Below are 14,510 nucleotides of genomic sequence, written 5' to 3' on the forward strand. Positions count from 1 at the left end.
GGGAGTCGGAATAGATGGGACCGGCTGGCCGCATCGATGATCATCGATCAGCATCAACTCCCTCCGCCCACCTACGGCGTCATTCCCGCGAAAGCGGGAATCCATCTACGGGACCAAAGATTCCCGCTTTCGCGGGAATGACGCCGAGAATGAGGGGAGAATACTCAAAAACAAAAATCCCCGCTTTCGCGGGGATTTTTCGTATTTTAAGGGCTTAACGCTTACGCATCAAAGCTCACTTTGCCCTGCTCGTCGAACTTGTAGACGTCGTCGCGGAAGCTGACGGTGCCCTGACGGTTGGCCCAGGCGGTGATATAGGTCGTGTGAATCGGCACGCGGGCCTTGCACTCGACGTCGAGACGTTCAAGCGCTTCAAAGGTCGAGTCGACCTTGGTCTGGTCCCAATCGCCATTGTCGCGCAGCAGCCAATTGACCAACTGATTGACGCCATCGACGCGAACGCAGCCGGAAGAGTGGAAACGAGCGTTTTCGCCGAAGAGGGCCTTGGACGGGGTGTCGTGCAGGTAGCAATCGTAGGGATTGTAGAAATTGATCTTGCAGTGACCCATGGAATTGGCCGCGCCAGGTTCCTGGCGATACATGTAATTCACCTGCTGATCGGTGATGGCAGCCCAGTTGATCGTCGAGGGATCAACCTTCTGACCCGAGCCGTCATAAATGAAAATGTTCTGTTCAGTCAGGTAGTTGGGGTTTTCCATCATGTACTTGGTCAGGTCCTGACGGACCAGCGACTTGGGCACATGCCAATAGGGGTTGAAGTTGATCTGGCTGATCTTGCTCGCCATGATCGGGGTGGCGCGCTCGACGCGGCCGACCACCGCGGTGTGGCGCTGCTCGACCATGCCGTCATTCACCGCTTCGATGGTCGCAGCCGGAATGTTGACGACAACATAGCGCGGGTTGAGGTTCGCGGCCATGCTCTGGACGCGCGTGTAGTTGAGGTAAAGCTGCTGCAGGCGCTGCTGAGCCGGCACGGACATTGCGTACCAAGTGGCTTCGTCGACCTGGCCGGTTACGACGAGACCATGGCGGGCCTGGAAAGCGCGGACGCCAGCATCGGTCTGTTCATCGAAGACGTCGTTGACGTTTTCAACGAGCGCCATATCGCCCGAAGAAATCAAACGACGCTTGAGGGCAACGGCGGCGCGCGAAGACTTACCGAAGTTGAGGCCATAGGCTTCCTGCGGGATCTCTTCCCAGCCGCCGGCTGCGACGAATGGCTCGTATTGCGAGATGGCGAGCTGCAGGTTGTAGACCGTGTCGAACGACAGGATCGGCTCGTTTGTCGAAATGAGGGCTTCGGCAGCGGCGGTTGCCCCGCCCTTGGCAGCGTCGCCCAACACGCGATCGCGCGAGAACATGCCCCACATCGACTCGCTTTCCTGCGCCCGTGCCAAAGTCGGCAGCACTGCGGACGCGCCAACGAATGTCATGGATTGAAGAAAGGAACGTCGATTTACCCGCATATCGGTACCTCAGAAAAAGTCGCTCGCCACGTTATGGCGCGATATCACTGCTGAGGCGGATTACACAACGGCTCTCAACGCCTTGTGAACCACGCTCGGCTCAACCTTGAATTAGCGAAAAATGGTTTAAAACCAGCAAAAATCGCTGCGCCCGGTTTGCGGCACAAATAAGAAAACGCCGGCTTGCGGCCGGCGTCTCTGCAAAGAGTGTGGCGTGGAGGCAACACATACCTACACCCGCATGCTATTTTCTTGATTCTGTGGCGCCCTGCCCCGCCCCGCGCTTTGAGGCGGTGACGGAGGCAAATCGCTTCGGACGGCTACCGGATCAGAGCTTGTAGAGGATCTGGTCGACCCAGAAGCGCTCTAGACGGGCCAGTGCCTTATTGAGGTTGTCGAACTCTTCGTCGCCGAGCCCACCGACCTTGTCGATGGACTTGAGGTGACGATCATAGAGTTCGTCGATGACTTCCGCGACTTCCTCGCCCTTGGGGGTGAGGCGGATGCGGACCGAGCGACGATCGGTCCGCGAACGTTCCTGGAAGATGTAGCCGGTTTCGACCAGCTTCTTGAGATTGTAGGAGACGTTCGAACCGAGGTAGTAACCGCGCGAACGCAGTTCGCCGGCGGTCAATTCGCTATCGCCGATGTTGAACATCAGCAGCGCCTGGACCGGGTTGATATCATCCCAGCCCATACGGTCAAACTCGTCCTTGATCAGATCGAGCAGACGGCGGTGCAGACGCTCCACGCGGGAGACGGCTTCGAGATAAAGGGGCTTCAGACTTTCCGGACGGTTCGGAACTAGGGTCTCAGCTGCGTTCGACTTGATTGCCATTTTTTGCCTCACTGTTTTTATCTGCGTGCGATTTTTCGCATCTCATGAGGCCAAACTACGACGGCCGGACTAAGATCCACCTAAGCAGCACGCTTAATGTCATCTTACTGGAAAGCAATGAGAATTTGGCTTAACGGATCGTCACACCGGTGCATAAAGTTGTAACCTTTCCGGGGCGTAAACGGCTTTGACACAGGGTTGGGGCTGTTAGCGCGTTGGGCAGAAGTAGGGTCTTCGCGCAGACGGGCCGCGTATCAGGCGCCCCTCTTTGCCTCATCGCAGCCACCTCGGACGGTTACCGTGATCCCAGCGATTTGAGCCGAATTGGCAGGCTAAGATTCAGTCCGCTGCCTGGGCGCGGGTGAAGCGGAAGCTGAGGGCAAAAATCACGAGAATGGCGACCAGCAGTATGACGCGGACGGCAAAGCCTGGAGCGGACATGTGGATATCGCCATTGCCGGCGAGATAAAGCGCGAGTTCGGCCGTGGTCGATCCAACGAGAAGCACGGCGCCCCAACTAGCCTTGAGCCAGAGCCCAACGCCCGCGAAAAGGCGCGAGAGCGAAAAGATCGCGAGAAATACAAAGCCCGATGAGCCAAGGACGGCGACGGGGCTGGTCGCACCAGAGTTGATGCCGAGAAGGCGCCCGGCATCGCTGAGCCCCAGAGCGAGGCTGAGGAGTGCGGTGATGCGGAGATAAAGACCGAGTTGGGGTGACTTGAACGACATGGCTTCTTACTATGCCATGGGACGGGGCTGCGACAAGCGGCGGCTTGGAGGCGATCACTCCGACTGTTATGACGCCCAAAGCCAAAGTGATTGTTGCCCCCTCCCAGCCGCCCCCATCAAGGCGGAGGTGTCACCGAATTCGCTAGTGCGAATTCGGTTGGGTCCGGTGGATGCCGCAATCACGTAGCAAGGAATGAAAGAATGAGCGAAAGCTGGCCCAAACACGATATGTCCTTCCTCGCAGGCCGCAGGCCGCGGCGGTTGCGGCGGACGGAGTGGAGCCGGAACATGATGCGCGAGACGGAGCTCTTGCCGCGTGACCTGATCTGGCCGCTCTTTGCGATCGAGGGGCAGAACGAGCGGACGCAGATCAAGACCATGCCAGGCGTGGAGCGGCTTTCGATCGATCTCCTGGTTGAGGCGGCGAAGGCCGCACGCGATGCAGGCATTCCAGCGCTGGCGATTTTCCCCAATACGCCAGATCACCTGCGCAGCGAGAATGGGGCCGAGGCCTATAATCCGGACAATCTGATGTGCCGGGCGCTGACGGCGATCAAGTCCGCTGTGCCCGAGATCGGGCTGATTGCCGATGTGGCGCTCGACGAATATTCGAGCGACGGCCAGGATGGTCTGGTGCGGGACGGTCATGTCCTCAACGATGAGACCGTGGCGGCGATGGTCAAATCGGCGCTGGTGCAGGCCAAGGCGGGCGCCGATATCATCGCGCCATCCGACATGATGGATGGGCGCGTTTCCGCTATCCGCACTGCGCTTGATGCCAATGGCTTCGAGGACGTGCAGATCATGTCATATGCGGCCAAATATGCGTCCTGCTATTATGGGCCATTCCGCGAAGCCGTTGGATCGGGAAGCCGATTGCGCGGCGATAAGCTTACTTATCAGATGGACTATGCCAATTCGGACGAGGCGCTGCGCGAGATCGAGCAGGATATCGCCGAGGGCGCCGACAGCGTCATGATCAAGCCGGGCCTGCCCTATCTCGATATCGTGCGGCGGACAAAGGACGCCTTCAACGTGCCGATCTACGTTTATCAGGTGAGCGGGGAATATGCGATGATCGAGCTGGCTGGGGCGGCCGGCGCAATCAACCGCGACGCGGCAGTGCTCGAAAGCCTTTGGGCGTTCAAGCGCGCCGGCGCCAACGGCATCCTCACCTATTATGCGCTCGAAATGGCGCGAAAGCTTGGGCGCTAAACCGACTCTTCCGGCGCGGCTGCAACTTCTTCCTTGGCGCGCGGGCTGCGGCGGCGCGCCATGGTCGCGCTGACGACGCCACCGCAGGCAACGAACGCGATGCCGATCAGCGCGATCGAATCCGGGGCGTGGCCGAAGACAAGCCAGCCGAGCAGCGTTGCCCAGCCCAAGTGCAGATAGTTCATCGGCGCGAGAATGGCGGCGGGTGCATAGCGATAGGACTGCGTAAAGAGATAATGGCCCAGCCAGGCGGACACGCCGAGGCTGAGGAAGAGCACGATCTGCAATTGCGTGGGCGCAACGCCATAGAGTGTCCAGGGGAGAAGGATACCGAAGGCGATGGCGCCGATCAGCGCTGTATAAAACAGCATGGTGATGGTGCGCTCGGTGCGGGCGAGGACGCGCGACAGCATGTTGTAGGCGACCGACACGACGACATTGCCGAGCGCAAAGGCAACGCCGAGCGGATCAAGCCCGCCGCCGGGACGCGCGATGAGCATCACGCCACCAAAGCCGAGCGCTGCTGCGAGCCAGGCAGCGGACCCAACCTTTTCATGAAGGATCGGGCCGGAGAGCAGGATGACTAGAACGGGAATGATGTAAACGATCGCCGTCGTCTCGGGGACCGGCATGCGTTGCAGCGCAAAGCCCATCAGGAGAGACGCCACCGCGAGGCAGGCACCGCGGATGAGGACGAGACCGGTGCGCGTGGTTTTCACCATCTGCCGGCCGCGGAACGGCGCGACGATAGCCAGCATCAGAAGTGTATGAGTGATGTAGCGAATGGCCGTGACCAGCGGCACGTTATATTCAGTGACCAGCAGTTTGTTGGTCGTGTCGTTGAGGGCGAAAAGCATCGTTGCCCCGATGATCAGGGCAAGGCCGCGCAATGGCTGATCGGTCAGCGGCGCGGGGGACGCAGAAGTGGTCGACATGGTTTGGTCCGGGGCGGCGAGCGCAAGGGGGCGACTCGCAAATGGCGGGATTGGGTCGACAATAAGCACCGTGCCCCGCCAAGCCTAGCGGTAATCTTGCTGACAGGCAGGGCCTAAGCTGCTTTGCGGCTAACGACCAGGCCGACTTCCTTGGTGACGTCGACGGCACCGTTGCCGGCGTCGAACGCGGAATGAATTGCAGCGCGGAAGGCGGCTTGCTGATCGGGCGGCGCGGTATCGCCGGGCGGATATGAAGTCATGGCGAGGTAGACGACTTCGGGATCAGTGACGCGCATGGTCGCAGGGTAGATCTTGAGCTCGGCATTGCCGAACTGGGCTTTCAGAAGATGCTCGGCGCGGTCGAGGCCGAAGGCGTCGCCAGCGGGATCGTGCGGGGCGCTGCCAAAGACGGTGGTCAGGGCATAGAGTTCGGCCATGTTGTTGCGGCCATTGGTGGTGACGAGGAGCGTCCCGCCTGGTTTGAGGACGCGATGGAACTCGGCGATGGCGGCGGCTTGGTCTTTCACATGGTAGAGCATGTGCATGGCGATGAGAGCATCACAGCTTTCATCGGCAAAGGGCAGGCTTGTGGCGTCACCGACCTGGGTGGAGATGCTCGCGAAGGGTAGCGCGCGGCAGCGGGTTTCGGCTTCGGCCACCATGCCGGGGGATTGATCGAACAGTGTCACATCGAGGCCATTTGGGAGCACCGACACGGCCTCCTGCCAGAACCAGGCTGGGCCGCAGCCAATGTCGAGGATTTTGGCGCCGGTAGAGACCGAAACATGTTGGGCAACCCAGGTGAACCATGGGACCTCCGCTTTGCTGAAGCCACCGGAGAGGCGAGCGCGGGCGGCCAGCTTTTCGCTGTCGGAATATTGGCGATCCATGCCTTGGGTGATCTGGCTCATCGCGCCCTCCTCGTTTTTGAAAGGATAGGATGCTCGGGCGAGCATGTCACCCTTGGCGGAGGCGGTTCCTTTTCTGTGCCTTGGGTCTTGCATTGCGGCGCAGGCGTGACAATTTCTGGACCATGACCCAGGACCATGTTCGCCCCTATCTCCCAGACCCCGCAAATGCCCCCGAATTGTTCGAAGGCGTGCTGACGCGACGCGTCATGGCTTACTTCATCGACCTGATGATCATGGGGGCGCTGGTGCTGGCGGCGCTGATGATTGGCGGGGTGCTTGGCTTCTTCACGCTGGGGCTGGCCTGGATCGCCTTGCCGGCGGTGATTCCCGGCGCCATCGTGCTTTATTATGCTGCAACGCTCGGGTCATCGCGACGAGCGACCGTCGGCATGCAGATGATGGATATCGTTTTGACGCCGACGCGGGGGCAGCCACTCGATGGCTGGATGGCTATTTTCCACGCGCTGCTCTTTTGGGTAAGCTTCTGGATTTCCTGGCCTATTTCGCTGCTGTTTGCGCTTTTCACGCCCCGGCGGCAGATGATCCATGACCTGGTCGTCGGCACGCTGATGGTGCGTCGATCGCCCATGGTGCGGCGTTGGGGCGGTGCGAGAGGCACGGCCTTTTCGTGAACATTGCGAGGCGGCTGCTCTAAGGCTAGTATCGTCTGATTGCAGCAACGGGTCGTAGATGACCGACCAATCACCAGAGACAACGCAGCTTTTTTTGACTGCAGCCATGCCGTGCCCCTATTTGCCGGGCCACATGGAGCGGAAGCTCTTTACCCATTTGAGCGGGCGACGCGCTTCGGCGCTGCATCATGTGCTCAGCGACAATGGGTTTCGCCGCAGCCAGAACCTGATTTATCGGCCGGCCTGCGAGGGCTGCAATGCCTGCCAATCCGTGCGGATTGTGGCTGGCGAATTTGCGGCATCGAGCCGGTTTCGACGCGTGTTGCGGAACAATGAGGATCTGTCCGTTACCGTCCGGCAGACGACCGCCACCACCGAGCAATATGAGCTTTTCCGACGCTATCTCGAATCCCGGCACGCGGGCGGCGGGATGACGCAGATGTCCTATCAGGACTATGAGTACATGGTGGAAGACACGCCAGTACAATCCATCCTGGTTGAATATCGTCTTCGCGACCATCCTGACGAGCAATTGGTCGCGGTGGCGCTCACCGATGTGATGCACGATGGGCTATCTATGGTCTATTCGTTCTATGACCCGGAACTGGCACATCGCAGCCTCGGGACTTTTCTTATTCTCGACCACATCGCGCAGGTGCGCTCCTCGGCGCTGAACTACGTCTATCTTGGCTATTGGGTGAAGAACTCGCCCAAGATGGCCTATAAGGCGCAGTATCGGCCGCTGGAAGTGCAGCGCGGCCATGCCGGCTGGTGTCGGGTCGAGGATTGATACGACCGGCGTTTGCCGGTCACACAACCATATCGAACACGATCAGACCATCACGGCCGCCTTCGAGTGCCGCGACGAGTTTTGAGCCTGCGGCCTTATGGTCGGGGTGGACGAGGTAGGCGTCACGGGCCGCCTCATCCTCAAAATCCATGGTGAAGCCATCGACGAAGCCTTGGTGGACGCCTTCGGGTGACACATTGTGGCCGGCGGACATGGCGAGAAATCCGGGAACGACTTCACGCAATGATTCAAGTTCAGCGTAAAGCGCGGCGCGCTGCTCTTGCGTTACTTCAGGACGGAAACGGACGAGAACGCAGTGGCGGATCATTTTCGTGAGTCCTTGGAAGGGGTTGGGGTGGGAGCTTCATAAGCTTGTTGGTAATCCACCGCGCGTCATCCCGGCCTCGAGCCGGGATCCATCTTGAAATCTCAGGATGGGCCCGGCTTTCGCCGGGGTGACAAGCGGTGGTCCGTGATGAGCACGTCCGGCCCTCGAGCATAGCTCTCCGGGCGTTCGGGCCTAAAATTGCTCCACTGGAGCAATTTTGCGCTGCGCGCTCGCCCCTCACCCAACAAACTTATTGTTCTTCGGGAAGCCAGTCGGGGGCTGGCGGCCGGCGGTGGCGCGGTCGCTGAGCCAGTCGGTGAGTTCTTCGGTGGGCTTGGAATAGGTGCGGCCGGACGAGTCGGTCCAGGTGAGGCCATCGGCGGCGTAGAAGGTCTTGATGTCGGAGATGCCGCCATCCTTGTAGCGCTGCAGACGGACGCCCTTGCCGCGGCTCATGGTGGCGAGTTGGGCCATGGGAAAGACCAGAAGCTTGCGGTTTTCGCCAATGGTGGCGACGCGGTCGCCGTCGCAGGGGACGATGAGGCGCGCTTCTTCGGGTAGCGAGACGTTGAGGATCTGCTTGCCCTTGCGGGTATTGGCGATGAGGTCGTCTTCGGGAACGATGAAGCCATAACCGGCCGAGGAGGCGATGATGCGCTTGGCGCCGGGCTTGTAGACGAAGAGCGCAACGATATCCTGGCCTTCTTCCATATCGACCATGATGCGCACCGGCTCGCCCTGGCCGCGGCCGCCGGGAAGCTTGTCAGCGCCAAGGGTATAGACCTTTCCGCCCGTCGTCAGCATCAGAAGCTTGTCGGTGGTCTCGCAATTGAGTGCGAGTTTCAGGCGATCGCCGGTCTTGAAGCCCTTTTCGTCGGCCGGCGCATTGTGCCCCTTGGGCGCGCGGATCCAGCCTTTTTCCGAGAGGATGACGGTGACCGGCTCGCGCTCGATGAAGGCTTCGGTGATTTCGGCAGCATCGGCGGTTGGGGCGTCGAAATAGATGGTGCGGCGGGCGCCGAGGGCGTGAGGCGTCGTGCCATCGGCTTCGAAAAGCGGATAGGCCTTTTTCAGCGCTTCGACTTGCTTGGCGATTTCGCCCCACTGCTTCTTTTCGGAGGCCAGCAGCGCTTCGAGCTTGCCCTTTTCGGCCGTGAGGTTCGTGTGCTCCTTGCGGAGTTCGATTTCCTCGAGCTTGCGGAGGGACCGCAAGCGCATGTTGAGGATAGCTTCAGCCTGATTGTCCGTCAGGTCGAAGGTCGCCATCAGGCTCTTTTTGGCATCGTCCTCTTCGCGGATGATGCGGATCACCTCGTCGAGGTTGAGATAGGCGACGATGTAGCCCTCGAGCACTTCGAGGCGATTGGCGATCTGTTCGAGACGGTGCTCGGAGCGGCGGACGAGAACGATCTTGCGGTGATCGAGCCAGGCGCGCAACGCATCGGCAAGGCTCATGACCTTGGGCGTCGTGCCCTTGTCGAGAACGTTGAGATTGAGCGGGAAGCGCAGTTCGAGCTCGGTGAGCTTGAAGAGCTGTTCCATGAGAATGACGGCATCGACCGTGCCGGCGCGCGGTTCGAGGACGAGACGGATGTCATCGGCGCTCTCGTCGCGTACGTCTTTCAGCAGCGGCAGCTTCTTGGCGAGGAGCAGCTCGGCGATCTTTTCGACGAGGCGGGATTTTTGTACGCCATAGGGGATCTGGGTGACGACGATCTGATAGACGCCCCTGCCCTTTTCTTCCTTGGACCAGACGGCACGATGGCGGAAGGCGCCGCGGCCGGTTTCGTAGGAAAGGACGATGGAGGAGCGGGATTCGACCAGATGCCCGCCGGTCGGAAAATCGGGGCCACGGACGAGGTCGTCCATGCTAGGCGGGGCCGAGAGATCGGCGTGGATCAGCTCTTCGGTCGTTGCCGCGGGATTGTGGATGAGCTTGAGCGCGGCATTGCAGAGTTCGACGACGTTGTGCGGGGGCACCGAAGTCGCCATGCCGACGGCAATGCCGGTCGAGCCATTGGCGAGCAGGTTCGGAAAGTTCGAGGGGAGAACGACAGGCTCTTCGTCTTCGCCGTCATAGGTCGGGCGGAAGTCGATGGCGTTCTCGGTAATGCCTTCGAGAAGGCGCATCGAGACTTCGGTCATGCGGGATTCGGTGTAGCGCATGGCCGCGGCGCTATCGCCGTCGATATTGCCGAAATTACCCTGACCGTCGACGAGCGGGTAGCGCAGCGCAAAATCCTGCGCGAGGCGCACGAGGGCATCGTAGATCGACTGGTCGCCGTGGGGGTGGAACTTACCGATCACGTCGCCGACGATACGGGCGGACTTCTTGTAGCCCTGGCCGGGGTCGAGGCGCAGCAGGCGCATGGCGTGAATGATGCGGCGATGGACCGGTTTAAGGCCATCGCGCGCGTCCGGCAGGGCACGCTGCGTGATCGTCGAGAGGGCGTAGCTCAGATACCGTTCTTCGAGCGCCTGCTTGAGATCGACGATGCGCTGATCATCGGGTGGTGGCAGGGTATCGGCGTCGGACATGCGGTGCTCAGGTTCATGGAGAACGAATCAGGAAGACAGTATAGCGGGCGCGCGGGAAAGGGACAGGAAAGGCGCGGATTTCTTGGGGATTTCTGCCATTGGTTGCTCTGCAATGCACGGCGCCGCGATCTTGCTTCTTCCCTTGTGGGAGTAGGTGCCCTGAAGGAGCGCATGAGGGTATACGATTTTTCTATGAGTGCGGCGCGTGGGGAGAGAACCCCTCACCCTGGAATTTCTTCTGAACGAAGAAATTCCTGTCCCTCTCCCTCAAGGGGCGAGGGTAGTCAGTGGCTCTCCCGGCTTAGCAACGCCACCAAGGCATCCCGAATGGCCGGTTGCTCCATGCCTCGGGCCGCCCACACATGCCGGTCTAGGAAATAGCTCGTCAGGCGGAAGGCGTTGCGGAGGTCGTCGGGGGAGGCGTTGCCGCGGGCGTTGAGGAAACTGGGGAGTGGCAGGAGGCGGTCGCGATAGGGTTCGGCGGCGGCGCGGGAGACGGCTCGGCCGGATTTGGGGGAGACATGAGTCAGGTCGGTGGTGGCGCCGGTCGAAGCGCAGCTGGAGAGATCGAGGCCGAAGCCGAGTTCTTCGAGCAGGTTGAGTTCAAAGCGCGCCAGCGCGACGCCATCGGGCGGATGGTCGAGCAGCGACAGGGCCTGGCCCAGCAAGCGGTCGTGGGGATCGCGCTCGGGCAGGAGGCGCAGGTGCTCGCAGACCAGTTGGGCGAGATAGAGCCGGGTCCGGTCGGTCATGAGGTCGGCGGCGCGGCCGCGCATCAGTTCGACGGTGAAGGTGCCCAATTGGTCTTCGAGCCGGGCGCGCCAGGTGAGTTGGATCGTGTTGCCGACCTGCAGGGTCGGGGCGAGCTTTGACGAGCGGCCGCCGCGCACAAGGCCGACATTACGGCCGCGCCCGGCGACCATGGCCTCGATAATAAGGCTGGTCTCGCCATGGCGGCGGACGCCTATGAGAAGGGCTTCACCGGTCCATTCCATATGGGCTCGCTACCGTGCCAAACGCCGGTCGAGGAGGACCATCAGGGCGCCGGCCGCGAGATAGGCCACGGTGATGACAATCACCGTCATCGTGACCTGCGGGATGCCATACTTAACGTAGTCGATGAACGGATAGGCGAAGTGGCCTTGGGCCGCGCCGCGGACGAGGGCGTAAAGGAGGTAGGCGATCGGATAGATCGCCCAGACGAGCGGATCGCGCATGTCGAGCGCGCTGCGCCGGACCCAGAACAGCCAGAATATCGGGACCAAGACCGGGGTAACCATGTGCAGCAGCACGTTGGCGACGGCCGCGCCTGCCGTAAGTTCGACAAGGCCGTGCAGCAGCAGGGCATAGATGACGCCGACCAAGGCAATGTTTATGGTGACGAAACCGAGGAGGCGCGGCCCCACGCCACCCTTGCGGAGGGCGTGGAGCGTGAAGGCCAGGGCCACGATCAGATTGGTCGTAACGGTGAAATAGTCGGCCAGCACCCAGAGCCCGCCAAGGAGCGAGCCGCTCAGGCGCCATTGGGCTCCGATGTGAATGCCGAGACCCACCCAGGCTATGGCGGCAATCACCGAGGAAAATAGCCTTACAACCGTAGCTGTCCGCATGCTTTCCTCGCGTTCGCCTTACTTTTTCTCGTGGGGAAATTCGAGGCCCATTTCCTGATAGCGCTCGGGGTCGTCTGCCCACTTTTCGCGGACTTTGACGAAGAGGAAGAGGTGGATCGGCACCTCATACATTTCCATCAGTTCCTTGCGGGCCTCCGCGCCGATCGCCTTGATGGTCTGGCCGCCGGCGCCAAGGACGATCTTCTTGTGACTTTCGCGAGCAAGATAGACCACCTGGTCGATCTTGTAGGAGCCATCTTTCTGGATCTTGAAACTCTCGGTCTCGACGGTCGAGGTATAGGGGATCTCGTCGTGAACGCGAAGGAAGAGCTTTTCGCGGGTCACTTCGGCGGCGGTGATGGCCATGGTGAGATCGGTGAGGTGATCTTCCGGGAAATGCCAGGGGCCGGGCGGCACGTGCTTGACGCACCAATCGATGAAATCGGTGACACCATCACCTTTGAGCGCTGAGAGCATGAAGGTGGCTTCGAAACGGAGACGCTCGTTGAGGTCCTGCGAAAGTTGGAGGAGCTTTTCGCGCTTAACCTGATCGATCTTGTTGAGAATCAGGACTTTTGGGTGCGGGATGTTATCGAGCCCTTCGATCAGAAGCTCGATATCGGGCGTGAGGCCGCGGTCGGCGTCGATGAGGAAGGCGACGATATCGGCATCCCCTGCCCCGCCCCAGGCGCTATCGACCATGGCGCGATCGAGCCGACGCTTGGGTGTGAAGACGCCGGGGGTATCGACGAAGACGAGCTGGGTCTGATCGAGCGTCAGGACGCCACGGACCTGGCTGCGAGTGGTCTGCGCCTTGTGCGTGACGATCGAGACCTTAGTGCCGACCAGCGAATTGAGCAGCGTCGACTTGCCGGCATTTGGTGCACCGACCAGAGCAATGAATCCGCAGGCGGTGTTGGCGAGATCGACGGGCGCGATTGGGTCGGTCATGAACGGTCCTTCCAAACATTCTGGCGCTTGAGGAAATCTTCGGCGGCCTTGTGTTCGGCTATTTTCTTGGATGGGCCAGTCGCCGAAATCCGCTCGAAACCGGCGAGATCTATGGCGATGGTGAATTCGGGAGCGTGGTCGGGGCCGGTGCGTTCGACGAGCGCATAGGTTGGCGGCTCGAGGCCGCGGGCCTGAGCCCATTCTTGCAGCGTGGTCTTGGCGTCGGCGCGATGGGTCTGGCCTTCGCCGATAAATTCTTCGAAATGCTTGCGCACGAAGTCCGCGGCGGGGTCGAGGCCACCGTCGAGAAAAATCGCGCCGATGATGGCTTCGGTGACGTCGCCGAGAATGGCTTCCTTTTCGGCGCCGCCGGTGCGGGCTTCGCTTTCGCCAAGGATCATTTCCGGCCCGAGATTGAGCTGGCGGGCAATGATAGCGCAGGTTTCCTTGCGGACGAGCGTATTGAGCGTGCGGCTCAGTTCGCCCTCATTGGCCCTGGGGAAGCGGGCATAGAGCATGTCCGCCACGACGAGGCCGAGGACGCGATCGCCCAGGAACTCGAGCCGCTGATAGGAGCGTTCGACGCGCTTGCCCGGCGAAACGGCGCTCGAATGGGTCAAGGCGCGCGAGAGAAGGTCCCGATCGGCAAAGTTATAGCCGAGACGGTTTTGAAGCTGTTCGTGGCTCTTGTCGCGCCGACTCACGGGGCAGCCGTCGTGTCATATGGCGGATTGCCATAGACGGACTGGAACATGCGATCCCAACGGACATTGGCGGGCCACTGCCAGATCTGCCACGGCGGCAGGTTGTCGCGGATCGAGAAGAAGCGAGCTTCGGCCTTGGCGATCAGATTGACGGCAGGGACATAGCCGACCTGCGAGAGGACACGGCTATCGGCCGAGCGGTCGCGATTGTCGCCCATCATAAAATAATGGCCGGCAGGCACTACATATTCAGGGGTGTTGTCGAGCGGCGCGTTGTCCGAGATTTCCTGGATGATGTGGGTCGTGCCTTCGGGGAAGGTCTCGCGATAGACTTGGACTTCGCGGGCATCGCCCGTGCTGTCGGTATCGGTCGTCGTGCCAACCAGTTCGCGCTCGACCATGACGTCGTTGATGTAGAGACGCCCTTCCTTCATCTGGATGCGATCGCCCGGCAGGCCCACGACTCGCTTGATATATTCCTGGGTCTGCGGGACCGGGCGGAACACCGCGATGTCGCCGCGGTTCGGTTCGCGACCGAGGATGCGATTGGAAATCGGCAGCTCGAAATCGAGAAGGCTGAAATCGCCGTAGCGGCCGAGCGAGAAGGAATGCTTGCCGTAACCCCAGACGAACTTGTTGGCGACGAAATAATCGCCGATCATCAGGGTCTGCTGCATGGATGCCGTCGGGATCGAAAAAGGCTGATAGAGGAAAAAGCGCAGCACGATGGCGATCAGCAGCGCTTCAACAATGACCACGAAAGTATCCCACCACTCGCTGGCGGCTGATTTGTTCACTGTCTTATTGGCGGGTTGGGTCATTGCAGTTCCAGGATAGCGCTG

At 60.7% G+C, this 14,510-nt stretch carries 15 protein-coding genes; 3 read left to right on the forward strand and 12 right to left on the reverse strand.

Features of this window, described 5'->3' with window-relative positions:
• Positions 1-221 precede the first annotated feature (221 nt).
• The 3 genes from ASG47_RS01945 to ASG47_RS01955 all read right to left on the reverse strand — a co-directional run bounded on the left by ASG47_RS01945 (position 222) and on the right by ASG47_RS01955 (position 3,054).
• Positions 222-1,430 (reverse strand): L,D-transpeptidase family protein, encoded by a 1,209-nt coding sequence (locus ASG47_RS01945; RefSeq protein ID WP_162236104.1) that lies wholly within the window; start codon positions 1,428-1,430, stop codon positions 222-224.
• A gap of 385 nt (positions 1,431-1,815) precedes the next feature.
• Entirely contained in the window at positions 1,816-2,325 is a 510-nt protein-coding gene (ldtR, locus tag ASG47_RS01950; RefSeq protein WP_061907041.1) for a transcriptional regulator LdtR, read from the reverse strand.
• 339 nt (positions 2,326-2,664) lie between these two features.
• A complete protein-coding gene (locus tag ASG47_RS01955) occupies positions 2,665-3,054 on the reverse strand; it encodes a hypothetical protein (RefSeq protein ID WP_061907042.1) in 390 nt (129 codons plus the stop codon).
• A gap of 201 nt (positions 3,055-3,255) precedes the next feature.
• Between ASG47_RS01955 and hemB the strand changes: the two genes are divergently transcribed.
• Entirely contained in the window at positions 3,256-4,269 is a 1,014-nt protein-coding gene (gene hemB, locus ASG47_RS01960; RefSeq protein ID WP_061907043.1) for a porphobilinogen synthase, read from the forward strand.
• Here hemB and ASG47_RS01965 read toward each other — a convergent pair.
• Together ASG47_RS01965 and ASG47_RS01970 are read right to left on the reverse strand one after the other, a co-directional pair.
• Positions 4,266-5,204 carry a DMT family transporter gene (locus ASG47_RS01965; RefSeq protein ID WP_061907275.1) on the reverse strand — a complete coding sequence of 313 codons (939 nt, stop codon included), beginning with the start codon at positions 5,202-5,204 and terminating at the stop codon, positions 4,266-4,268. The genes hemB and ASG47_RS01965 overlap by 4 nt on opposite strands.
• A 113-nt stretch (positions 5,205-5,317) precedes the next feature.
• On the reverse strand, positions 5,318-6,115 hold the full coding sequence (locus tag ASG47_RS01970) for a class I SAM-dependent methyltransferase (protein WP_061907276.1): 798 nt from the start codon (positions 6,113-6,115) through the stop codon (positions 5,318-5,320).
• Positions 6,116-6,207: 92 nt separating this feature from the next.
• Between ASG47_RS01970 and ASG47_RS01975 the strand changes: the two genes are divergently transcribed.
• Together ASG47_RS01975 and ASG47_RS01980 are read left to right on the forward strand one after the other, a co-directional pair.
• The gene (locus tag ASG47_RS01975) at positions 6,208-6,747 is read left to right on the forward strand and encodes an RDD family protein (RefSeq protein WP_210168430.1); all 540 of its coding nucleotides are present in this window, start codon (positions 6,208-6,210) and stop codon (positions 6,745-6,747) included.
• 58 nt (positions 6,748-6,805) lie between these two features.
• Complete coding sequence (locus tag ASG47_RS01980; RefSeq protein WP_061907045.1) at positions 6,806-7,537, forward strand: arginyltransferase; 732 nt, start codon at positions 6,806-6,808, stop codon at positions 7,535-7,537.
• Positions 7,538-7,556: 19 nt separating this feature from the next.
• Here ASG47_RS01980 and ASG47_RS01985 read toward each other — a convergent pair whose 3' ends face one another.
• From ASG47_RS01985 to lepB, 7 genes are all read right to left on the reverse strand, one after another.
• The gene (locus ASG47_RS01985) at positions 7,557-7,865 is read right to left on the reverse strand and encodes a Dabb family protein (RefSeq protein WP_061907046.1); all 309 of its coding nucleotides are present in this window, start codon (positions 7,863-7,865) and stop codon (positions 7,557-7,559) included.
• 237 nt (positions 7,866-8,102) lie between these two features.
• Positions 8,103-10,403, reverse strand: coding sequence for a DNA topoisomerase IV subunit A (gene parC, locus ASG47_RS01990; RefSeq protein WP_061907047.1), 2,301 nt, complete (start codon positions 10,401-10,403; stop codon positions 8,103-8,105).
• 284 nt (positions 10,404-10,687) lie between these two features.
• The gene (gene recO, locus ASG47_RS01995; protein WP_061907048.1) at positions 10,688-11,398 is read right to left on the reverse strand and encodes a DNA repair protein RecO; all 711 of its coding nucleotides are present in this window, start codon (positions 11,396-11,398) and stop codon (positions 10,688-10,690) included.
• A gap of 9 nt (positions 11,399-11,407) precedes the next feature.
• On the reverse strand, positions 11,408-12,013 hold the full coding sequence (locus ASG47_RS02000; protein WP_061907049.1) for a Pr6Pr family membrane protein: 606 nt from the start codon (positions 12,011-12,013) through the stop codon (positions 11,408-11,410).
• 18 nt (positions 12,014-12,031) lie between these two features.
• The gene (era, locus tag ASG47_RS02005; protein ID WP_061907050.1) at positions 12,032-12,964 is read right to left on the reverse strand and encodes a GTPase Era; all 933 of its coding nucleotides are present in this window, start codon (positions 12,962-12,964) and stop codon (positions 12,032-12,034) included.
• Positions 12,961-13,668 (reverse strand): ribonuclease III, encoded by a 708-nt coding sequence (rnc, locus tag ASG47_RS02010; protein WP_061907051.1) that lies wholly within the window; start codon positions 13,666-13,668, stop codon positions 12,961-12,963. The genes era and rnc overlap by 4 nt, the downstream gene beginning before the upstream one ends.
• The gene (gene lepB, locus ASG47_RS02015) at positions 13,665-14,489 is read right to left on the reverse strand and encodes a signal peptidase I (RefSeq protein ID WP_061907052.1); all 825 of its coding nucleotides are present in this window, start codon (positions 14,487-14,489) and stop codon (positions 13,665-13,667) included. Before lepB ends, rnc begins: the two co-directional genes overlap by 4 nt.
• Between the last annotated feature and the right edge of the window lie 21 nt (positions 14,490-14,510).

The sequence above is a fragment of the Devosia sp. Leaf420 genome (genome assembly GCF_001425445.1).
In the GTDB taxonomy this organism is placed as follows: domain Bacteria; phylum Pseudomonadota; class Alphaproteobacteria; order Rhizobiales; family Devosiaceae; genus Devosia.